Genomic DNA, 23,019 nt, shown 5'->3' on the forward strand with positions numbered 1-23,019 from the left:
TAATAAGTTATTCTGAAGGCTAATTTATAGCCTCGTTCTTTAAAATGTAGTTGCCTACTCTTTAGTTACGACCGTTTCCATTCACGGTTGATAATGAAGGGGATGTAGCTGGCGTCGATTAGCCCCACATCGCTTAGTTTGCGCCAAAACCCCATGGGGATAAAGGCAGCGGCCATATCCACATTTTTTTTAACCCGGTCAGGGTTTGTTGTATTTAGTGCAACGCTGCTAACGCCCGGGGCACTTAGACCAAATAAAACACAGGCAACGGCCGGTTGCACCCCAAAATCATTACAGATTGTGTTAAATTGATTTCGCCAGTGACTTAACGCTTTACCTTGTTCAGTTTGCACATCAACAGGCCGGTAATTATAAAAGTCGCCCCCTGTTAAAAAGCCTGCGTTAAAAACGGCAGAATTGATAATGTTTATCCCCCTGCATTGCAAACCAGTCATAAAACTGATCAGTTCGGGCGGGTGGCTGTGTATGGTCATACTGTTGGCGATCATTACCCAGTCCAATTCTACATCGGCTGTTATACACTCAATAATTTTCCAGTCCTTAGCGCCGATCCCTATCGCCTTTACCTGACCTTTTTGCTTTAATTCGCTTAACGCGCGGTAGGCATCCAGTATATCCCGGTATCGTTTGGCGCGATCTTCCTCGTCGATAGCTGCTAACAAATATTCATCCGGATCATGCACCGATACCAGCGAAGCTTTGTACCCCTGCAGGAGCTGGTTGCCTTGCTCGTAACACTGCAAGATACCGTCATAACTGATGTTTTGCACTGCATCATATCGCAGATCCTTCCAAACGCCGGGTTCAAAAGTTGGTTCAGGCGTTTTTAATTCGGTACGTAGCCAGCCAAGTTTATTGCTGATGACCACATTATGTGGTTCAACCCCGGCTTGTTGCAGGCATTTCCCCAGGCACTCCAGCGAAAGGCCGGCCCCATATTTTCCGGCGGTATCAAACACAGCCGGTTTTGCGGAGCAGGCAACGCTTTCTTTAACGATAGCCAGCTTTACGCTATCGGGCAAAGCTTCATACAAGTTGCCCAGGCCGCTCGTGCCAAATATTACTTCGGGTAGTTTAATGCCAGCCATGGCGATTAATCTAAGGCTATTTTCAACCCCAGCACTGTCCATGCAGGCATATTGGCGGGTTTGGTAATTACCAGCATATCGTTTTCCTGTTTCCATTGTAGCTTTTGGCTACTGCCTAAAAGTTGTACCGATTTGATGGTTTTGCTGTTCACTTTAGATTTTTTCCCGAGCGAAGTAATTCTTATGGCCTCTGCAGGCACATCCATACAAAAAGCATAAAGGTTGTTCCCCTTGGTGGTAAAGCGAATATCTGTTGGCTGGTAAGTATGTGTATCACTTAAGCCGCCAAAATACCCCTTTGTTTGGTTTGTTTTGATGGTAGAGGGGCCTTCGCCGTAAATTTTCCAGGGGCGGGTGCCATAAATGCCTTCGCCGTTTGCCGGGATCCAGGCGGCAATTTGTTCCACAATAGCCAAAACATCGGGTTCAAGGTCTCCTTCGGGAGTTTGCACCACGTTGATGAGCAGGTTGCCGTTTTTACTCACAATATCCAGCAGCATTTGTATCACCTCGGTACCGGTACGGTATTTTTGCCCTGTTTGATAAAACCAGTCGCCGATTGATGTATCGGTTTGCCAAGGGTAAGGGCTGATAGAATCGAGCACGCCGCGTTCTACATCCTGCGCCCATTTCCCATCTGATGCCTCTTTGCAGGCATATACCGCTGTCAGCTTACCGCCATTATGATTGATATCGCCATTGTAATAATTGGCCAGCATGCTACGCCCTACAGCATCGAAGGGTAGTTTACTGTCCGAGTAAAGCAGGTCGGGGTGATAGGTATCTACCAGTTCTTTCACATCGGCATACCATTCTTTCATCCACTCGGGGTTGGTGGTTAGCCAGGCATTATCGCCCGGGGCTGCTTTGGTATGGTAAAGATCGGCATATTGCGGGTTAGCCCCATCATAAGGGATGCCTTTATACGGGCCGGTAGTATCTGCCCGGTGAGACGACTGATACCAGGTGTAACTGGCTGCCAAATGTTCTGATACGCCAAATTTCAGGCCGTTCTTTTTAGCCGCTTTTTGCCATATGCCTACTACATCTTTATGCGGGCCCATGTTAACCGAATTCCATTTATGGATCTTAGAATCCCACAAAAAGAAGTTATCGTGGTGGCTGCCCATACTTACAAAATATTTTGCGCCTGCGCGTTTATATAAGGCCATCAATTTTTCAGGATCCCATTTCTCGGCCTTCCACAAGGGTATCAGGTCTTTGTACCCGAATTTTGACGGCGTGCCATAATGCGCTACATGATATTTATTTTGACGGCTGTTCTCCTCGTACATATTGCGGGCATACCAGTCGCCCTGGCGCGGTACTGCCTGCGGCCCCCAGTGCGCCCAAATGCCAAATTTGGCATCCCGAAACCACTCCGGGTATTTGTATTCTTTTAACGATTCATCGGTTGGTTTAAAAGGGCCCTTATTAATTTGCAGGCCCTGTGCCTGCACCGCATACGCACTGCAAACCAATGCTGCAGTGATAAAGCCTTGTAATATTTTTTTTGCGCTCATAGCCGGATAATTTTTTTTAAAGGTTTATGATATTAAGCAATTATAGAATGGGTGAAACGATTAGGTCGGCGGGTGCAAGCTTTCGCACGTGGTGGCCTTTGAGGCCAAACAATGCCACTACTACAAAACAAAACAGCGGCACATAGTAACCGGCCTGTATATTGCCCGTGGCATCGCTTACGTAGCCGAATAAACGCGGGATGATGGCCCCGCCGACAATTGACATGATGATAAGGCTGCTGCCGAATTCGGTATCGCCTTTCAGATCTTTAATGCCCAGTGCAAAAATGGTGGGGAACATGATTGACATGAAGAAGCAAATGCCGATAACCGTATATACCGCTACTATGCCACTCGCGAAAACGGCTACCAAGCAAAGTGCGATATTGATGATGGCGTAAAGAGCCAACAGGTTTTCTGATTTAAAAAACCGCATCAAAGCCGTACCTGCAAACCGGCCGGCCAGGAATGCGCCGCCGCAAATACCCAGGTAGTCGGCAGCCTGAATGTCAGATAGCCGCGCGGCATGTGTAGCATACAAAATAAAAAGGCTAAAGACCGACACCTGTGCACCTACATAAAAAAATTGAGTGGCCACGCTCCAAGACAGGTGCCGGTGTTTAAAGGCATGCAGTATGTTTTTACTCGCCGTATGGCCGTCGTTATTTTGAATTTTAGGGAGTTTGGTGAATGAGAACGCGACCGCGATCAAAACCAATATGATCCCCAGAACGAGGTAGGGCATTTTAACGGTTGATGCTTCTGCCGCCAGGGCGATCTTTCGGGCACCCGTCGTCATCGCGCTTAATTGACTATCTGTATTGCCTTTATGTAATATGAGCCGGGCACCAATGATTGGGGCAAGGGTTGCAGCAAGCCCGTTAAAGGATTGCGCAAAGTTTAAACGGAAGGTAGCGCTTTTTGGATCGCCCAAAACGGTCATGTACGGGTTTGCAGCGGTCTCTAATATTGTTAAACCGCAGGCAATCACAAACAGCGCACCCAAAAATGGTACGTATTGCTGCGTATTGGCCGCCGGGATAAAGAGAAAACAGCCAGCAGCAAAAAATAACAGGCCTGTAATGATGCCGGTTTTATAGCCGAACTTTTTCATGATATACCCCGCAGGCAAAGCCATAATAAAGTAAGCAATAAACACGGCCGAATCTACTAACGTAGCCTGTACCGTAGAAAGAGTAAATGAGCGCTTAAGGTGGGGGATAAGAATAGGGTCGAGGTTGTGCGCAAACCCCCACAAAAAAAATAACGACGTAATTAAAATCACCGGGAACAAGGTGCTTTGCGCTTGTTGTTTCATATTCAGCAGGAAAAGTTATTATAATTGGTAAACCAAAGAAAGGTTGTTTTACCACAGATAGCGGCCGATTATTATCCTTTTGTTAAGAAATATTATCATTTAATTAATCTAAATGCTATTTTTAGGAATATTTATATAGATGAAACCACAACTGCTTAAAGTACCGTACGAGCCGGACCACTCTTTTGGGGTACGAAAGGAGATGAAGGCCAACGTCAATAACCGGTGGCATTACCATGCCGAAGTAGAGCTGATCCATTTTCATCGCGGGCAGGGCACACAGTTTATCGGCGATAACATCAAGCAATTTGGGCCGGGCGATATCGTGCTGGTGGGCAGTAATTTGCCCCACTTTTGGAAGTTTGAAAATTACGACCAGGAGGAAACAGGCTTTGAAGAACCTTATTCGACGGTGATCCATTTTTTTGAAAACTTTATTGGGGAGCGTTTTCTGCATTTGCCCGAAGCGCGACCGGTGAAGAACTTCCTGGAAAGGGCGCGGCGCGGGGTGGTGATTACCGGTACTGATGCGGAGCAGGCCGCCGCGTTAATAGAGAAAGTGTATCAAAAGGAGGGGCTGTATAAGATAATCGCTCTGATAGAATGTTTATGTTTCATGGCTTTATCCAGCCAGGTTACCGGGCTTTCATCTATCGGTTACAAGTATGAGTTCCCGGAGTCGGAAAACAAACGGATAAACGCTATCTACAATTACACGCTCACTAATTTTCAGCGCAAGATCCAACTGGCCGAAGTTGCCGCAATCGCAGGTATGATCCCTAATTCATTCTGCCGGTACTTTAAGCATTATACCGGTAAAACCTATTTTGATTTTTTAACAGATATTCGCATTGGGTACTCTTGCAAACTATTGCTTGAAAATAAGCTATCGGTAAAACAGGTATGCTATGAATGTGGCTACAGGAATTTTTCGTGCTTCCATAAGATCTTTAAAGAAGTTACCGGCAAAACGCCACTTTTATACCAGCAACAGTTTCAAGCGAGCCGCTGATGTGTATAGTGGTTTTGTGGAACTTTTGGTGCCTTAAAATAAAGTTTTATTATTGTACACGGGCTGGCTGCTTTAACCCAACCTACAATAGGCGTTTGTAAATTGCTTGTAGTTAAGCTGTGAACCTATCGGACCAATGTATTAAGCTTTTGGCAATGGATCGCCAACTATATATAACTCAAATTAACCGATGTATTACGCTAAAAGGATTTTAAAACTGTTTGCTGTTACTATATTTTTTTGTTTCATAAACCGGCAGTCTTTTGCACAACAAGTCACCAAGCCTTATAAATGGGGCCATTGGCAAAACTGGGGCGATCTGGGCAATGGTAAATATGCCAATCCAGTGATCCCGGCAGATTATAGCGATATCGACTGTATCCGTGTAGGGGCAGATTATTATGCGGTATCTTCAACATTTCAATATTCGCCCGGCTTTGTGATCCTCCACTCGCGCGACCTTGTTAACTGGAAGATACTGAGCCATGCGGTAGCCAATTTAAAAGAAATCTCGCCCGAGATGAACTGGGATAAAATGAACCGTTACGGTATAGGAATCTGGGCAGGGGCTATCCGTTATTACAAAAATAAATTTTGGATCTATTTCGGCACCCCCGATGAAGGCTATTTTATGACCTCGGCTACCAAGCCCGAGGGGCCCTGGCAGCCTCTTACCCATGTACTGAAGGCGAAGGGCTGGGACGATTGCTGTCCGTTTTTGGATGACGATGGTCAGTTGTATCTGATAGGGACAAATTTTGCCGATAATTATAAAATCCACTTGTTTAAACTAACGCCAGATGGTAAATCTATTGTGCCTGGGTATGATAAGATCATCTATCAGTCGGAAGGGAGTGAAGCCAACAAGCTTTACAAGATCAATGGCACCTATTATCATCTTTACAGCGAAGTAAAAGCCGACGGACGTGCTTTAATGATGGAACGGGCGCAGCAGATAGACGGGCCATACGCCGAAAAAAAGCAGCTAAGCTATGCGCAAAAACAATTTAATGAACCTAACCAGGGCGGGTTGGTGCAAACCCGGCAGGGCAGCTGGTACTTTTTAACCCACCACGGAACGGGCGCTTGGGAAGGCCGCGCCGTAAGCTTACTACCGGTAAATTGGGTGGATGGCTGGCCCATAATAGGTAAGGTAAGTGCGGCGCATATTGGTGAAATGGTTTGGCGGGGGGATATGCCGGTTAAGGTGCAAGCTCATAAAGCTATAGAAACAAATGATGATTTTAGTACTGCAAAACTGCAGCAGCAATGGGAGTGGAACTATCAGCCCCGGGACGATAAATGGTCGTTAACCGAGCGGCCAGGCTGGTTAAGGCTAAAGGCATTCAGGCCGCTGGAGGGCAATAATTTAATAACCGCTGGCAACACCCTCACGCAGCGAGTTTTCAGAACCAAGAATAATAACGTTATTATTAAATTGGACATAAGCGCTTTGGTAGTCGGCCAGCATGTTGGGCTTTCGCACTTCGGTAAACCAAGTTATGCGGCTATTGATATAAGCTGCAACGGCGCTGTGAAGAGCATTAACGTTAATGTGAGCGGAATGAGAACCGCAAGCTCCATATTAACTGGTAAATATGTTTGGCTTCGTTCTGTATGGGGGCTTGACGGTAAAAGCAGATTTTCTTATAGCGAAAACGGAAAAAGTTTCAAGCACCTTGGTGAGGCATACCAGCTTGCATGGGGTGCTTACCGTGGGGATAGGATAGCGATGTATTGTTATAATAACCTTGAGGATATTGGGTTTGTTGATATTGATTTTTTACATTACCGGTACGCTGGCCTGTAAACAGTAAAATCACCTGTAGTCAATGGAGTAGGAATATGAGATTCAGACAGAAAGTATAAATGATTGTTTTTTACAACTTAATTTCTAATTCAAATAAATAGGGGCAATATTCCCATTATGCTTTTGTATCAAAAAGTATAACTCATATGTCAAAAAGGGTAGATTGGCTTTACGGGCTATATTATATATTTGATTGATAAACCAATTAGGCTTTTCCATAAAAGCCCCTCAATATAATTTATACCTTTAAAATTAAACCCGAAGGGATAGATCCTTTGTGCTAATCGGCGGCTATTATTCGCCGCTTTTTTGAGCCATGGATCTGGATGATACCGGGTGGTAAACTAAGATGGGAGAGATAACGATAAAACATCTTGCAGAAACATTAAATGTTTCAACCGCTACCATATCGAAGGCCCTGCGTGATAGCCACGAGATTAGCAACAGTACGAAGGCACGTGTTTTTGAATTGGCCAAATCACTTAATTATCGCCCAAATCCCTTTGCCAGCGGCTTGCGCAGGCAAAAGAGTAATACAATAGCCGTGATACTGCCGGAGATAGCCGACAACTTTTTTGGCCAGGCCATTAACGGGATAGAGGAAGCAGCGCGCCAGAAAGGGTACCACCTGCTCATCTATCTGAGCCATGACAGCAGCGAGCGGGAAGCTTTTTTTATTAATGATGTATTAGGGCGCTGTGTTGACGGCCTGCTCATCTCTATATCTTTTGACGGGGCCAATTTTTCGCACCTGGACGAGATCCAGCAGAAGCTGCCTACAGTGTTTTTTGACCGTACCTACGAGGGCAGCCTATTACATGTTACTAATAATGATTACGACAGCGCTTTTGAGGCTACTAAACACCTGTTAGATGGTGGCTGCCGTAATGTAGCTTACCTGGCCGCGCTGCAAACGCTTGATAATGGCAACCAGCGTTTTAAAGGTTATTTGGGCGCTCTGCAGCAATTTGGCGTACCCTTTAGGCAGGAACTGGTGGTAGATTGCACAAATAACAGAGATGATAATTACGCTAAGCTATTTCATCTCGTAAAAAACGTGAAACCAGATGGCATCGTATCATCTATAGAAAAACTGGCAAAAATATGCTATCATATTTGTAACGACCTGGGTGTTGATATACCGGGCGATATCAAGATCATCAGTTTCTCCAACCTGGATTGTGCCGCGCTGCTCAATCCGTCACTTACAACAATTACGCAACAGGCATTTGAAATGGGTAAAGAGGCCGCCACTATGCTATTCAAGGTGTTGAAAAATAGTAATTATGAAGCAGAAAGCAAAGTGGTGAAAGCGCAACTTTTTAAAAGAATGTCTACCCGATAACTATTTATAAATAGGTATAAAAGTTTTTTACTTAAACGATTAAGTAAAAAAACTTCATCCTTTTAACGTATTGATATAATAAAATGCACAATTTCAACCAATAAACCTGTCGCTGTCTGCGCCGAATATTTTAAATGTACTATTGACAGTAATTCGGGGGTCCATTTTGAACCAATTATTATAAACCAATTATAAAACCCAATTTATGAGTAAACTTAGACTTAACTATCTGGGGGGAAAACTGCTTTGCGGCATCCTCTCGTTACTAACCCTTCTCTGCTTTTCGCAAGTGCAGGGGCAATCCCTGGTAAGAGGGGTCGTGAAAGACGCAAAGGGCGTGTCAATCCCCGGCGTTACCGTTTTAGTAAAAGGCACAACCGTGTCTACAGCAACCAATGTTGAAGGAAAATTCTCCATTACCGCGGGCAATTCGTCAGTATTAAAGATCAGCATGGTAGGGTTCGATCCGCAGGAAGTAACAGTATCCGGCCAGCAGCAGATCAGTATCGTGTTAAAGGAAAGTAACCAAAACTTACAGGAAGTAGTGGTAATAGGCTACGGTACCAAGAAAAAGATAGACCTTACGGGAACGGTCAATTCCCTCCAGGCCGACGAGATCGTTAAAGCAAGGGCAACCGGCACACAGGAAGCCATGCAGGGCCGGTTACCGGGCGTAGATATCAAACGCTCATCGGGCAAGCCCGGGTCCGATTTTTCCATCGAGATCCGCGGGGCTAATTCTATCACGGGCAGCACCCAGCCCTTATATGTTATTGATGGGATAGCGGTCGCCCAAAATGGGTCGGCAACTAACCCGGTGAATGACTTGAACCCGGCCGACATCGAGCGAATAGATGTACTGAAAGATGCTTCCTCTACGGCTATCTACGGTTCGCGCGGTGCAAACGGCGTGGTGCTGGTAACTACTAAACGGGGCAGCAAAGGCAGCGTAAAGATAGTATATGACGGCTACACCGGTATCGTTAACCCGTACAACCTGCCGCCGGATATGGACGGGCCAACCTTTGTAAACTATGCCCGTGATTATTATAATGAACTGGCGCAGGCTACCGCTATCCGTAACGGTACACCGTTGCCTACAACGCCCGTTACCGACGATAAAATATTTTCTGCTACCGAGCTCAGCAATATTGCGGCAGGTAAATACACCAACTGGATCAACCTGATCAAAAGGAACGGTGTTTCATCTAATCACAATCTTTCTGTCTCGGGCGGCGACGAAAAAACCACCTACTTTGTGGGGGCAGGCTACCAGTTATACCAGGGCACCGTACAAGGCGAGAGCACAAAAAAATACACCCTGAAGGCCGGTTTGGACAAAAACATTAACAATACCTTTAAGGTAGGCGCATCGGTATATTCTACCTTTGCAGATATCCGCCCCGGCAGTGGCGAGATCTTCCGCAGTGCTTACCGGTTAAGGCCTACAGGCAGTGCTTACGATGCTGCGGGCAATAAACGCTTCTTCACCTATGAAGGCGAAACGCAGATCACTAACCCGTTATTTGAGCCCGAAAACGAGATCAGGCAGCAGCAATACCTGCATGTTCTTCCCAATATCTACGGTGAAGCTAACGTAATAAAAGGCCTTAAACTGCGTAGCTCTTTTAGCCCGGATATTACCTTTCAGCGCCAGGGGCAGTATAACGATATGCTCTCTAAACAGCAGCTGGGTACCCGGCCCAATAGCGCGTCGACCAGCTCCAACCAGTGGGTTAACTACACGTGGGACAACCTGATCACTTACAACAACGAATTTGGCAAGCATAAATTTGATGTGACGCTTGGTAATACTTTTGAATACCACCAGCAGGATTTTAGTTCAAACTCTGTACAGGGCCTTCCTTTCCGCTCTTTATGGTATAACCTGCAATCAGCTACTACGGTTAATGGTATCGCACCAATTATTAGCGTAGGCAGCGGTTACAGCAAACAAACCATCGCGTCGTTTTACGGAAGGGCTAATTACACGTTCAATAACCGTTATTTACTTACCGGTACCATCCGTACAGATGTAAACTCCTTGTTCGCGCCGGGTAAACAACGCGGCTGGTTCCCGTCTGCAGCAGCTGCGTGGATAGTGAGCGAAGAAGAGTTTGTTAAAGATATACGTGCTATTAACCTATTAAAGTTAAGGCTAAGCTACGGTAAATCAGGTAACGCGGCCATCAGCGCGTTCTTACAACCCTACGGCACGCAATCTACCCTTAACCAAACCCTATATGATTTTAACGGGGCGGGAGCGAATGGTTTTTCACCCAATTTTGGCAACCAGAATTTAACCTGGGAAAAAACAGACGAATACAACTTAGGTTTGGATATGCAATTGTTCAACAGCCGCATTGGTTTGCAGTTAGATCTGTACAGCAAAAAATCAAAAGGGAGCATCTTATCCCAACAGATCCCGGCAGCAAATGGTTACAACGCTACCACTACCAATTTAGGTTCGGTGGGTAACAAGGGTATTGAAGTTGGGCTGAATACGGTTAACGTACGTACCTCTAAGTTTAGCTGGACAACCAACATCAACTTCTCTGCCAACCAGAACAGGATTTTGGAACTTTATGGCGATGGTAAGGATGATATCGGTAACGCCCGGTTCATTGGCCAAAAGGCAAGGGTTGTTTACCGCTACAAGATCATCGGCGTTTGGCAAAATGAAGAGGCCGACCAGGCGAAAGCTTTTAACCGCATCCCGGGGCAATACAAGATCCAGGATTTTAGCGGCCCGGCCGGTGTACCCGATGGCAAAATTGACTCATACGACAGGCAGATACTGGGCAGCGATATCCCTAACTGGTTTGGCGGTTTAACCAATACTATCAACTTTGCCAATGTGGATTTTAGTTTTACGCTTTACACCCGCCAGGGAACCTTCCAAAACAGCGTTTTCCTAGAGCAGGTAATGAATGGCGATCAGGGCCGTGCCCGTTTTGGCGCCTTCGACAGGAACTACTGGACGCCAACCAACCCAAGCAACACCTGGGCCAACACCGCCCGCGAAACCGATGGCGACGCGCGTACTGCAGCACAGTTCCAAAACACATCTTACACCAAGATAAGCAACATTACCCTGGGGTATACCGTACCTAAAAATTTATTAAATAAGGTTAAGATAGCAGGGCTTAGGGTTTATGTAAATGCCTTTAACCCCTTTGTATTTACAAAATTTGTTGGCTGGGACCCCGAGAATCCTGACGGAAGTTCGTTCCTGAACCAGGATTTCCGCACCCGTACCTTTATACTGGGCGTTAACTTAACCCTATAATCAAATTAATTTTTACGAAATCAATATGAAATATCTTAATAAGACATATATAATTATCGGCATTAGCATGCTATTGACCGGTATAACAAGCTGTAAAAAGTATACCGACGAATATAACCCGGGTAACCGCACTGCCGAAACCTATTACAATACCAATGCAGGCTACCAGGATCTGGCCAAATCAAATTATGCTACACTAAGGGGAATCATTAGTTTCCCTGGTTTTTTTAATATCGGTACAGATGTATATAGTACGCCGGGTATCAATGATAACAACGCACTTAATTTGTATAATAGCCTGCTAAATTCATCATTAGGGGATACGGATAGCTTTTATAAACAGCTGTATAACGCCATCAACATAGCCAACAATACCATTTACTGGGCTACCCAGGTAACCGATGGCGATTTAAACATTGTTAACACCCGCGTAGCCGAAGCAAAGGCATTGCGTGCCTGGTATTATTACTTGCTGGTAGAAACCTTTGGAGATGTGCCCCTAGTAACAACGCGTACTACCGGTGTAACATTAGCCTTTAGCCGCACACCAGAAAAGGATGTTTATGTGCAGGTGTTAAAGGACTTGAATGATGCAATTGCTGTGTTACCCACAACCACGCCAGATTTTGGTCGTGTTACCAAAGGGTTTGCACAGCATTTACTGGCTAAGGTTTATTTGACACGCGGCTACAAAAGCTATGCCGCTACAGACGATTTCCAGCAAGCAGCCACGGTGGCCGATGCCCTTATCAACTCCGGAACCTACGCCCTCAAACCAAAATTTTCCGACCTTTTCGATCCGGCTATTACCGGTTTTCAGGCTAACAACGAGGTGATCTTTTCTGTTCAATATAGCACCAATGCATTAACCAATGGTGCGGGAAATAGCTTACATCAGTGGTTTTTATGGGATACCCAGAATACCCCGCTGGTAGGCCGCAGCACATTCTATGGTAAAACATTGAACGCAGTAGCGCCCGACCCTTATTTTTTCAGTTTATTTAACCGAACAAGCGACAGCCGCTTTGCCGCGACTGTTTTTGATGGCGTACTTACACAAGTTGCCGGTTCTTTTGCGGGTAAAAACTATGCCGTTGGCGATACGCTGCTTTACTACCCGCCGTTTGCCTTTACAGCGTTGCAGAAGTCGCAGCGCAAGTATATAGTTATCAACCCAGATGAGTACCGTAATTCGCCGTTCCTGGCGGGTGCGCGCAATTATCCGCAGTTTAAAAAATTCCGCGACCCGTTTGTAACCACCTATGCAGAAAATGCCGGTGCAAGGGACACCTACGTATTCCGCCTGGCCGAAACTTACCTGATAGCAGCCGAGGCTTATGTGAAACTTGGCAACCAGGGCCAGGCTTTGGCCAGGTTCAACACCATCCGCGCACGTGCTGCCAAAACAGGTACTAACCCGCTAACCGGCGCGGCATACGCGGCAGACCTGCTTTACACCGGTACACTCACACTTGACGCAATTTTAGATGAGCGTGCAAGGGAACTGGTAGGCGAGGAGTTTAGATGGTACGAATTGAAACGTGTTTACGAAACCATCGGCAACATCAATTCTAATAAATTACTGACCAGGCCGCTGATCTATAACGACGAGCTGAAGGCTGCATCAGCGGGTAAAACCGTTTTAGATGCTAAATTTTTATTAAGGCCGCTACCCCAATCACAAATTGACTTGAACAGGGGCAGTTTTCCGCAAAACGCAGGGTATTAATAGTTAATGTTTTGATAAAAGCACCTCTGCCAAGCGCAGAGGTGCTTTATAAATAGTTTATGAGTAAAGTAAAAGTTATTATCCTCGTTTGTTTAGCAATTTGTTTCACTGCCGGGCGCTTGCAGGCATCTGCGGGGCGGGCAGATAGTGTCCGCGTTATCCATGCTGATCTGAACAACGTAAAGGGCAGCCGAAATAAAGCATACCAGCAATGCGTGGGTGCCGGCCGCGCGGCCGAAGGTTTACGGGCGCAATGGCAGCAGCAGCTGGTCACCGCTAAAAATGCCATCGGTTTTAAGTACATCAGGTTTCATGGCCTGTTAAGCGACGATATGCATGTCTACACAGAAGACAGCGCAGGCAACCCTATTTATAACTGGCAGTACGTAGACCAGTTGTATGATTTTTTGCTGAAGACGAAGGTAAGGCCCTTTGTTGAGCTTGGTTTTATGCCCCCGGCTTTGGCCGAGAACGATCAGACCGTTTTTTGGTGGAAGGGAAACATTAGCACACCAAAATCTTACGATAAATGGGCAGCACTGGTTACCGCGTTAGTTAAACATTTCGAGGCCCGTTACGGTAGGGCAGAAGTGGAGCAATGGTACTTTGAGGTGTGGAACGAACCCAATCTTAAACAATTCTTCTCTGGCACAATCGATGATTACTTCAAATTGTATGAGGTTACTTCAAAGGCCATAAAAGGGGTATCGACCAGTTACAGAGTTGGGGGTCCGGCTACATCCGGCAGTACCTGGATCAAGGACGCGCTGGAGCGTTTTGAAAAGTACCCAGCATTGGTGGATTTTATTTCGACCCATGCCTATGGTACCAAATCGGTATTTGATGAGTATGGTAAAAGAACTACCCAAATGCGCGAGCCCGACGGCATCCCTATCGCCATCCGCAAACTGAACTGGGATGTACGGAATTCGGCTTTTAAAAAGGCAGAGATCCATATTACCGAATGGAACTCGTCACCCAACCCTAAAGACCCGTTGCATGACACTTACCAGAACGCTACCTTTTTGCTTAATACCTTAAAGAAAACCGAAGGGCTGGTCAACTCCATGTCATACTGGACTTTTACTGATATTTTTGAGGAAGCAGGGCCACCGGTAACATCGTTTCATGGCGGGTTCGGGCTCATCAATTTACAGGGCATCCTTAAGCCATCGTTTTTTGCATACAAATATTTAAATGAACTGGGCGATACTGAGCTTGCCGTACCTGATTCATCCGCTTGGGTTTGTAAGGATAAAACGGGCAACGTGCAGGCTTTGGTTTGGGATTATAAACTTCTGTCGCCCGATAGCAGCTATAACCAACGCTTTTACAGCAAACTTTTACCCGCAAAAATTATCGAAAAAGTTAAATTGCAGTTCAAATCTGTACCCAACGGTAATTATCAATTGCAGGTTTACCGCATTGGCTATCATCAAAATGATCCATACTCGGCCTACCTGGAAATGGGCGCGCCGGGCAATGTTTCTTTAACGCAGGAAAATCAGCTTAAAAAACTGGCCAACGGCAGTCCTGTTTTGCAACAGGATGTTGTGGTAAAGAATGGTGCCTGGCAGGGTGAATTTGAGATGAGGCAAAACGACGTGTATTTTTTAAAGCTAACGCATAAATAAGATGAGGCCATCCCTACTGATAACCCTTTTAGGATTGATAACGCTTAGCGCGACCGCACAAAAAAAGGATTACAACATACTTACCTATGGCGCAAAGGCCGATAAGCATTTTAAAAATACAAAGGCCATACAGCAGGCTGTTGATGCCGCACACAACGCGGGCGGCGGCAGGGTATTGATTCCCGATGGTAATTTTGTTACCGGCCCCTTCCAGTTACGGTCGGGCGTGGAATTGCATTTAGCCGACAATGCCATACTTTTAGGCTCGGCCAACCGGATGGATTACCCTAAGAGCGGCCCGCTGGCTTTAATCTATGCGGGTGGGCAACAAAATATTGCTATTACTGGTACAGGTGTTATAAACGGGCAGGGGCGTGAATTGGTAGAAAATGTACTTTATCTGTTAAGTAAAGGAGAAATTACCGACCCGCAATGGAAGGTGAAAAGGCCCACTGAAAAGAACAGGCCGGTTATCCTTTCATTTGATAATTGCCAAAATATTAAGGTAACAGGTATCACCCTGAAAGATGCATCCGGCTGGGTGCAAAACTACAATAAGTGTGATAACGTATTGATAGATAGCATGCTGGTGCAAAGTACTGCTTACTGGAACAATGATGGGATAGATATTACAGACAGTAAGAATGTAAGGATCATTAACAGCACCTTTAACGCGGCAGACGATGCCATCTGCCTGAAATCAGAAGACCCGCTTGCCGCGTGCGAGAATGTGGTGGTAGAGAATTGCATCTTGCGGTCAAGCGCCAGCGGGTTTAAATTGGGCACGGGCTCAATAGGCGGTTTCAGGCACATCAAGGTTAAAAACTTAACAGTTTACAACACCTACCGGTCGGCAATTGCGCTGGAGAGTGTAGACGGTGCGGTGCTGGAGGATATCGATATCCGCGATGTAAAGGCGACCAACGTAGGGAACGCGATCTTTTTAAGGCTGGGGCACCGCAACACCAATGATAGATACAGCACGCTCAAACATGTTTATATTGGTAATGTAAGGGCAGATATCCCAGCGGGCAAGCCCGATATAGGTTATCCTGTGGAGGGCCCGCCGCCCAAGGTGCCGCCGCATAACGTTGTGCCGTCATCAATAACAGGCATACCGGGCCATCCGGTTGAGGATGTTGTATTAGAAAACATTGAAATTAATTACGCGGGCGGCGCAAGCCGCGATATTGCTGAAGTAAAAATCGATAACTTAGCATCTGTAACAGAAAATGTAGCCGGTTATCCGGAATTTACCATGTTTGGCGAATTGCCCGGCTGGGGCCTTTATGTGCGCCACGCAGCGGGCATCACCATAAAAAATTTGAAGCTGACGGTAGATAAGGTTGATTTTAGGCCGGCCTGCGTTTTTGATGATGTGAAGGGTTTAAAACTTCAAAAGATAAGCATCCCCACGGTGAACCAAACGCCGGCGATCATTTTAAATAACGTCACTGGAATGTCCATGCAAAAAATGGATTTGCCCGGCGATCTTAAAACGATGATTAAAATGCAATAGCTGAAATAAAGGTTTGGTAGATATAACCGTCAATTAATAAGGAGCGATTTTTTAACCAACTTTAATCTATCAAACAAAGTATTGTTATTAAATTTAACCGTTACAACCTATGTTCTAAAAAGCATAAAATGCCTGTGTTATCAGAGTAGAAACCATCACTTGAGGCCTGATAAGCAGCATTTACCAGCTACCGTTAAATTATAGTTAAACCCTAATGCTCGAAAAACAAGTTTTTCTTTTCTGTACCTTTCTGTTGGTCACCTGCACCGCATTAGCACAGGAGTCCAATCTTGTAAAGTATGTGAACCCTCTGGCGGGTACGGCTACCAGCACAACGCCGTCGGCATTAAAACATGGTTCGGTCGAAGCTAATTTTGCCAACACCATTCCATCGGTTTGTACCCCCCTTGCTATGACCCAGTGGACGGCACAAACGCAGGCTGCCGAAAAGAAATGTATACCGCCTTATTACTATAAAGACAACTTGTTTTACGGTTTCAGGGCCACGCACTGGATAAGTGGCTCCTGCATGCAGGATTATGGCAGCTTAACCGTTATGCCGCGTATGGGTAAGTTAAATGTGAGCAAAAAAACCGTCGAGTTTAAGCATTCGGATGAATTGGCTACGCCTTATCTTTACCGGGTAAACCTACCTGAGGCCAAATTAACTGCAGAGGTTACATCTACACCGCGTTGTGGTATCATGCAGTTTACTGCCGCCGCTGCCGATAGCCTGTACTTGTTGCTAACACCTAATAGTGACTTTGGGCAGGGCTTTATTAAGGTAGATGAAAAGCGCGGCGAGATCTACGGCTATAACCCGGTGCACCGCATTTACCAGGGTTGGGGGAAGTCTGCCGGTTTTAACGGTTATTTTGTAATTAAGATTAACAGGAAACTGGTCCGTTACGGTACATTCTCGGGAAATAGTATCCTGTCGGGCAGTAGTATATCATCAGGAAAGGATATAGGGGTTTATATTGGCCTGAAGGTAGCCAAAGGCGATAAGGTGCGGGTTAGTGTGGGTACGTCATTTAGCAGTGTAGCAGGTGCACGTAAAAACCTGGAGGCAGAAATATCCGGCTGGAATTTTGAAAATAGTGTTGCACAATGCAAAGCAGTTTGGCAGCAGGCGTTAAAACAGATAGAAGTTACTACCAGTAAAGAAGTTGACAAGCGCATTTTTTATACGTCGTTTTACCATGCTCTGCAGCACCCACGCCTTTATAATGATGTCGATGGCACCTATCCCTTATTTTCTTCAGATCATAAACTGGGTAAGTTATCCGGTGGTAATTATTATGATGATTTTTCGCTTTGGGATATTTACCGTGCACAGATACCCCTTTTAGAAATTCTGCAGCCCAAACTAGTTAACAACCTGGTGCAATCGTTAATTTTGAAAGGTACACAGGGGGGTTGGTTGCCTATCTTCCCCTGTTGGAATAGTTATACGTCAGAAATGATAGGCGATCATACCACGTCAATCCTTACCTCGGCCTATCTAAAGGGTATCAGTCATAAAAACGAATTGCTTGCCTACAAACTGATGCGGCGCAACGCGTTTGACCAGCCTGAAAAAAAAGAAGACTATGTAGAAGGTAAGGGCCGCCGCGCTCTAAATAGCTATATAAAGTATGGCTATATCCCGCAGGAAGATAGTGTGAAGGATGCCTTTCATAAAATGGAGCAGGTGAGCCGAACGCTGGAGTACGCGTACGACGATTATGCCCTGTCGCTCCTGTCGCAAAAGCTTGGGCGGCAATCCGATCACAACATATTGCAAAAGCGGGCCATGAACTACAAGAATGTGTTTGATCCCGCTGTGAGATCGGTAAGGGCGCGGCTTTCAAGCGGTGTATGGCTAAGCCCTTTTAACGCCGATAAGAAACAAACCTATATTACAGAAGGCACACCAAGGCAATACACCTTTTATGTACCGCATGATGTAGCCGGGCTTTCCGCTTTGATGGGCGGGGCGAAGCAAATGGAAAATGCGCTGGATAGTATCTTCATAAAGAACGAGTATTGGCACGGTAATGAGCCGGGGCACCAGATCCCCTTCATGTACAATTACACGGCCAGTAGCTGGAAAACACAGCGCGAAGTGCGCACCATATTACAAAATGAGTACAGCGATGGCCCCGGCGGTTTGGGCGGTAATGATGATGCCGGCCAAATGTCGGCCTGGTATATGTTTGCAGCGATGGGCTTTTACCCACTCAATCCGGTATCGGGGCAGTATTTACTTTGCTCGCCAATATTCGATAAGGCTGTAATTAATTTGGCTGGTAATAAAAGGCTGATTACCGTATGCCACAAGCAATCAAAAAACTCAATATACATTGTTAAGGTTAAACTGAATGGTGCAGACTATTCCAAAAATTATATCCAATATAGTGATGTGATCAAAGGCGGTACTTTGGATCTTTATCTGCAAGATCAACCTTCCCTGGTTTGGGGCAATAAACCTACAGACAGGCCGCAAAGCCTGTCACCTAACCGTTGAACACAACTTATGCAGCCCAAAAAATACCTTTATACCATTGTTTTATGTACCGCGCTGGCCATCAACTTTGCTGCTTTGGCTAACCCGGTGCAGCGGGTGTTTGATATTACTCAATACGGTGCGAAGGCCGACGGGCGTACCAATAATGCCCTTGCTCTGCAAAAAGCTATTGATGCCTGCTGGCGCGCCGGGGGCGGTAAGGTGCTGGTACCAGGTGCGGGCATTTACCTTGCGGGGCCGTTTAATCTCCGTTCGCACGTCCAGTTTGAGGTAGCCGCCGATGCTACCCTATTGGCAAGCCCAGATGAGAAACTGTATACCGAAAGTGCTTTTCGTGCCAATAAGGGGGAGGGTACTATCTGGATAGGCGGCAAGGACCTGGAGGGCGTTACCCTTTGCGGCGGCGGCACCATTGATGGTAATGGCATTACATTTATGGGTAAGGAACTGGGCGACTCGTATGAATTGAAACCCTTTAACGTAGTGGACCCGCGCCCGCACCTGTTAACACTCATTAATTGTAAGCAGTTACGCATCCGCGACCTGGTGATCCGCAATTCGGCTTACTGGACCATCCACCTGGTGGGCTGTAACGACGTGGTGATAAACGGTATTACCCTTTTAAACAGCATCAAGGTGCGCAACAGCGATGGGATAGACCTTGACCACAGCAAGAACGTGCGCATCAGTGATTGCTATATCGAATCGGGCGACGATTGTATCTGCCTCAAAAACAGGCGCGAGTATCAGGAGTATGGTGCCTGTACCAATATTGTAGTAAGCAACTGCACTATGACATCCAGTTCATGCGCTATCAAGATAGGTTCAGAAAATATGGATAGCATAAGCCATGTACTTATCAATAACTGCATCATTAAAAATAGTAACCGTGGCCTGGGTATCCAAAACAGGGATGAGGGTACGGTAAGCGATGTGGTGTTTTCCAATATCCTGATTGACGCGCACCTGTTCTCGGACGTGTGGTGGGGCAAAGCCGAGCCAATTTATGTAACCGCTTATACCAGGGCAACCACCAACAACAAGGATGCCGGCTGGAGGCTGCCACCTGGCGAAAGTAAGGGTAGGGTAGGCAGGGTAAACAACATCTACTTTAGCAATATTAAGTGCCAGAGTGAGAATGGCATTTACTTAAGTGGCGAAACCGCGGATAAGATAACAGGGATCTATTTTGATAACGTAGACCTGCAATTAAACAAAACCACCAATAACCCGGGGGGAGTATATGACCGCCGCCCGGCCAATGTGGAGGGGCTTATCAAAGGGCGTACATCCGGTTTTTACCTGGACCAGGCTACAGATATAACCATTCGTAACTCATCGGTAAAATGGGGCGTAAACAGGCCGTCGTATTTCGCACACGTATTGGAAGCGCACGGGATTAACAATTTAAAAGTAACCGGGCTTGATGGCGAAGCGGCTCTTCCCAACGTGTTAAAAATTGTTCAATAATACTAACGTTGTAAGCTTAAAACGCCGCGGCGTAATACCAATTTATGAGCTGGCTGGACGTTATTATAGATTATACTTTATTGCTCGAAGATCGCTGTTGACGGCAGTCGTTGAATATCAACAGCTTTAAATATTGTAGCAGTTAGAATGAAATGCTTCTATTTGAAGTGATTTGTTGGTTTATGAAAATGGCCGAAAAAATAGTTAAACAAAAAAGACGCATTTTTTAATGCGCCTTTTTTGTTTAACTGACGACCTGTTGGGTGGTCTTTGTGAACCCCATTGGATTATTTTCGAACCATTTTCTCACAGAATTGAAGAAATTGGGAACATTAAATGATTAGTAATTCGAGTCCTGCTCGGTCTAGCTAAGTCGATAGCGGGAAAAGGACTAAAGTCGAACCGTTCGATTAACGATTTGAGGATCTTTGCTACTATATAATCATGGTTCGAATCCAACTTGGCGTCGCTGTCACTTTCTAAACAAAAGTAATGCAATAATTTACCAATCATGGGCGACGTAATTATCTACCTATTTGGTTGGAAAGCGGGATGACCTGCTTGCCATAAAGCAAAGGAAAACATGTTGGCAAAATTGCGGAAAGCAATCTGCTTATTTTCGGTAAAATGCCCGTTGTCATAGTTTACCGCAAGTAAAACAGGCTTTTTAGATGAAGTCGCAGTCTGCAAGGCGGCCGCGAACTTGCCGGGTTGCCATACAATGACGCGCGGGTCATAATTCCTCCTACGCAAATTACCGCAGGTAGGCCGTTCCTTCCTTCACATGCTGAAATGCATCCATTTCGTACAGTGCTTTGGCTTCAATAGAATCTTTTACTGTGCCAAACTCCTTTGTGTTATTTTGTCCGTTGGGTGAGTTTTCCATACGCAAGGCATTACTACAGCTTACATTGCTAATTGCGGCAGCGAAAAGATCCGGACGTTCAGTAATTGCCCGGCCAATAAGGATGCCGCCTGCACTTGTACCTTCTCCAATTAGGTGACTGGCGCTGGTATAGTGATTGTTGATCAGATATTCACCGGAGGCTATAAAATCCTTCCAGGTATTAGGTTTGGTGACTTTATATCCGGCCTTGTACCAGCTTTCACCTTTTTCGCTGCCGCCGCGTACGTGTGTTTCGGCAACAATCACTCCTTTATTGATTAACGCCAAATTATAGGTGCTAAAGTACGGGTCACCAGATGAACCATAAGCACCATAACCGGTCATATAACAAATGGCGTTTCCGTCCTTCTTAACATTTTTGTTGTACAATATGGTTAGCGGCACCATCGTACCGTCATGGCTTTTAATCTCTAATTCTTCTACCACAATATCAGCTACCTCGGGATAATCGGTCTTCGGCGTCCATCCCGAAAGTTTGCATATACCGGTTAATGGGTTGTAACTATAAATGGTAAAAGGCTGTTTCCAAGAGGTAACCATAATAAGAACCTCATTACTTGTGACGTCCATCGGCATGATCTTGGCCTGCCCGCTTACTGGTAGACTTATTTCTTCCACTTTGCCGCGTTCAAAGTTGTACTGAAAAGCTCTGGAATTTATCCCATCATTCCTGGTGTAGTAAAAAAAGTCTTTGCCACGTGATATATTGCTGATCTTGGCAGATTGTTCAGGAATAATTGTTTCAGCATTAGCTACATCCAGGTGATTGACGTTTGTTTTGGTGATCTTAAAGCGGGTAGCACCTGCGTAGGTGAGCATATAGACATCATCACCGCGATTAAACAGGTCCGTAACCTGGTCTACTTTTTTTACCAGCCGTTTCCATCCGATCCGGGGTTTTAAAAGGTTGGCGGCAGGGGCATAAAACATATTATTATCGCGGTTGACACCACCCAGTATAGCATAGATATATTTCATATCCTCGGAATAATAGATCAGGCAAAGGTCTTCGGGCTTGATGGCCAGCTTTGGGTCATTTTTCCGGCTGAATAATAGTTGATCTGTGATCACCTTTGTGCCAACGGTATGATACATTGCGCGGGTGTCTAACATAGAACTCATCGCCGTTACATCAGCACTATTTTGAGCCGTGTAAATAAAACCTTTATCATCAGGTGTCCACCCGCTCACGCCAAACCAGGAAGGAAAGATCTTTTCGGGGTACAGCTTTTTGGTATCAACATTCATGATGTAGATCGTCGAAGTTTCCGAACCGCTGACAGAGATGCCGATAGCGATCTTTTTGCCATCTTCACTGGGTAAGAAATAATTAATAGAATAGGTTTGCCTCCAACAGGTAGTGGGTCATACAACAAGATTTCTTTTCCGTTCTCGCCAACCCGGTAATATAACTTTCCTACGTTTTCAGCAGGTAGTGTTTTCTTATAAAAATACCTCCCGCCTTTCTTGCCTACAAAGTTGATGTTGTATGGTTTAAGCAGGTTAGAAGTTTCGAATGTTTTGATCAGGCTATCCCTGCCCGGGATCTTGTCTAATAGTGTGTTAGTATAGTCAGCCTGTGCTTTGAACCATGTCTTTACGACGGTATCTTTTGTGTCCTCCAGCCAGCGATAATTATCTGTTACCTGCATCCCGAAATAGGTGTCTTTTATCGGCTTCTTTGGAGATGCGGGAATTTGTGCATAAATCTGAGATTGCACCATTAGGGCTAAAAAAAACACCATTAGCTTTTTCATAATCGAAGATTTAAGGTTGACTAAATATATTGTTGATATACAGTATATAAAGATGTGTAAATTTGATATAGATGTAACGATTCGAATT

Annotated in this window: 15 protein-coding genes; 9 read left to right on the plus strand and 6 right to left on the minus strand. The window is 45.5% G+C overall.

Translation table 11 applies throughout. The features are described 5' to 3' along the window. Positions 1–65: 65 nt before the first annotated feature. The 3 genes from IDJ76_RS09825 to fucP are packed head-to-tail and all read right to left on the minus strand — an operon-like array spanning position 66 to position 3,950. Positions 66–1,205, minus strand: coding sequence for an aldo/keto reductase (locus IDJ76_RS09825; protein ID WP_224746272.1), 1,140 nt, complete (start codon positions 1,203–1,205; stop codon positions 66–68). Further along, on the minus strand, positions 1,115–2,632 hold the full coding sequence (locus tag IDJ76_RS09830; RefSeq protein WP_191163124.1) for an alpha-L-fucosidase: 1,518 nt from the start codon (positions 2,630–2,632) through the stop codon (positions 1,115–1,117). Before IDJ76_RS09830 ends, IDJ76_RS09825 begins: the two co-directional genes overlap by 91 nt. Positions 2,633–2,672: 40 nt before the next feature. Next, on the minus strand, positions 2,673–3,950 hold the full coding sequence (fucP, locus tag IDJ76_RS09835; protein ID WP_191163125.1) for an L-fucose:H+ symporter permease: 1,278 nt from the start codon (positions 3,948–3,950) through the stop codon (positions 2,673–2,675). A gap of 139 nt (positions 3,951–4,089) precedes the next feature. On the opposite strand from fucP, the gene IDJ76_RS09840 reads away from it, so the two are divergent. The 9 genes from IDJ76_RS09840 to IDJ76_RS09880 all read left to right on the plus strand — a co-directional run bounded on the left by IDJ76_RS09840 (position 4,090) and on the right by IDJ76_RS09880 (position 20,267). Beyond that, the gene (locus IDJ76_RS09840) at positions 4,090–4,962 is read left to right on the plus strand and encodes an AraC family transcriptional regulator (RefSeq protein WP_191163126.1); all 873 of its coding nucleotides are present in this window, start codon (positions 4,090–4,092) and stop codon (positions 4,960–4,962) included. A 190-nt stretch (positions 4,963–5,152) separates the two neighbouring features. Then, complete coding sequence (locus tag IDJ76_RS09845) at positions 5,153–6,772, plus strand: glycoside hydrolase family 43 protein (protein WP_191163127.1); 1,620 nt, start codon at positions 5,153–5,155, stop codon at positions 6,770–6,772. Positions 6,773–7,121: 349 nt separating this feature from the next. Next, on the plus strand, positions 7,122–8,117 hold the full coding sequence (locus IDJ76_RS09850; protein ID WP_191163128.1) for a LacI family DNA-binding transcriptional regulator: 996 nt from the start codon (positions 7,122–7,124) through the stop codon (positions 8,115–8,117). A 205-nt stretch (positions 8,118–8,322) separates the two neighbouring features. Then, positions 8,323–11,406 carry a SusC/RagA family TonB-linked outer membrane protein gene (locus IDJ76_RS09855; RefSeq protein ID WP_191163129.1) on the plus strand — a complete coding sequence of 1,028 codons (3,084 nt, stop codon included), beginning with the start codon at positions 8,323–8,325 and terminating at the stop codon, positions 11,404–11,406. Between the two features lie 25 nt (positions 11,407–11,431). After that, positions 11,432–13,135 (plus strand): RagB/SusD family nutrient uptake outer membrane protein, encoded by a 1,704-nt coding sequence (locus tag IDJ76_RS09860; RefSeq protein ID WP_191163130.1) that lies wholly within the window; start codon positions 11,432–11,434, stop codon positions 13,133–13,135. Between the two features lie 59 nt (positions 13,136–13,194). Next, positions 13,195–14,769: a GH39 family glycosyl hydrolase gene (locus IDJ76_RS09865; protein ID WP_191163131.1), complete on the plus strand. Its 1,575-nt coding sequence runs from the start codon at positions 13,195–13,197 to the stop codon at positions 14,767–14,769. Between the two features lies 1 nt (position 14,770). Then, entirely contained in the window at positions 14,771–16,288 is a 1,518-nt protein-coding gene (locus IDJ76_RS09870) for a glycoside hydrolase family 28 protein (protein ID WP_191163132.1), read from the plus strand. A gap of 214 nt (positions 16,289–16,502) precedes the next feature. After that, positions 16,503–18,797 (plus strand): GH92 family glycosyl hydrolase, encoded by a 2,295-nt coding sequence (locus IDJ76_RS09875; RefSeq protein WP_191163133.1) that lies wholly within the window; start codon positions 16,503–16,505, stop codon positions 18,795–18,797. 9 nt (positions 18,798–18,806) lie between these two features. Next, positions 18,807–20,267: a glycoside hydrolase family 28 protein gene (locus tag IDJ76_RS09880; protein WP_191163134.1), complete on the plus strand. Its 1,461-nt coding sequence runs from the start codon at positions 18,807–18,809 to the stop codon at positions 20,265–20,267. 528 nt (positions 20,268–20,795) lie between these two features. Here the strand turns inward: IDJ76_RS09880 and IDJ76_RS21220 are convergent. The 3 genes from IDJ76_RS21220 to IDJ76_RS20975 are packed head-to-tail and all read right to left on the minus strand — an operon-like array spanning position 20,796 to position 22,931. Beyond that, on the minus strand, positions 20,796–21,020 hold the full coding sequence (locus IDJ76_RS21220; protein ID WP_191163135.1) for a prolyl oligopeptidase family serine peptidase: 225 nt from the start codon (positions 21,018–21,020) through the stop codon (positions 20,796–20,798). A gap of 1 nt (position 21,021) precedes the next feature. Continuing rightward, on the minus strand, positions 21,022–22,509 hold the full coding sequence (locus tag IDJ76_RS21145) for a prolyl oligopeptidase family serine peptidase (protein ID WP_317173960.1): 1,488 nt from the start codon (positions 22,507–22,509) through the stop codon (positions 21,022–21,024). Next, a complete protein-coding gene (locus IDJ76_RS20975; protein WP_191163137.1) occupies positions 22,419–22,931 on the minus strand; it encodes a hypothetical protein in 513 nt (170 codons plus the stop codon). The genes IDJ76_RS21145 and IDJ76_RS20975 overlap by 91 nt, the downstream gene beginning before the upstream one ends. Positions 22,932–23,019: the final 88 nt, after the last annotated feature.

Origin of the sequence: Mucilaginibacter glaciei (assembly GCF_014773245.1) — a bacterium.
GTDB classification, from domain to species: Bacteria; Bacteroidota; Bacteroidia; order Sphingobacteriales; family Sphingobacteriaceae; genus Mucilaginibacter; species Mucilaginibacter glaciei.

Coding starts and splice junctions, on each gene's coding strand:
- IDJ76_RS09825 (WP_224746272.1), bottom strand. CDS start 1,205: ATGGAAACAGGAAAACGATATGCTGGTAATTACCAAACCCGCCAATAT.
- IDJ76_RS09830 (WP_191163124.1), bottom strand. CDS start 2,632: ATGAGCGCAAAAAAAATATTACAAGGCTTTATCACTGCAGCATTGGTT.
- fucP (WP_191163125.1), bottom strand. CDS start 3,950: ATGAAACAACAAGCGCAAAGCACCTTGTTCCCGGTGATTTTAATTACG.
- IDJ76_RS09840 (WP_191163126.1), top strand. CDS start 4,090: ATGAAACCACAACTGCTTAAAGTACCGTACGAGCCGGACCACTCTTTT.
- IDJ76_RS09845 (WP_191163127.1), top strand. CDS start 5,153: ATGTATTACGCTAAAAGGATTTTAAAACTGTTTGCTGTTACTATATTT.
- IDJ76_RS09850 (WP_191163128.1), top strand. CDS start 7,122: ATGGGAGAGATAACGATAAAACATCTTGCAGAAACATTAAATGTTTCA.
- IDJ76_RS09855 (WP_191163129.1), top strand. CDS start 8,323: ATGAGTAAACTTAGACTTAACTATCTGGGGGGAAAACTGCTTTGCGGC.
- IDJ76_RS09860 (WP_191163130.1), top strand. CDS start 11,432: ATGAAATATCTTAATAAGACATATATAATTATCGGCATTAGCATGCTA.
- IDJ76_RS09865 (WP_191163131.1), top strand. CDS start 13,195: ATGAGTAAAGTAAAAGTTATTATCCTCGTTTGTTTAGCAATTTGTTTC.
- IDJ76_RS09870 (WP_191163132.1), top strand. CDS start 14,771: ATGAGGCCATCCCTACTGATAACCCTTTTAGGATTGATAACGCTTAGC.
- IDJ76_RS09875 (WP_191163133.1), top strand. CDS start 16,503: ATGCTCGAAAAACAAGTTTTTCTTTTCTGTACCTTTCTGTTGGTCACC.
- IDJ76_RS09880 (WP_191163134.1), top strand. CDS start 18,807: ATGCAGCCCAAAAAATACCTTTATACCATTGTTTTATGTACCGCGCTG.
- IDJ76_RS20975 (WP_191163137.1), bottom strand. CDS start 22,931: ATGAAAAAGCTAATGGTGTTTTTTTTAGCCCTAATGGTGCAATCTCAG.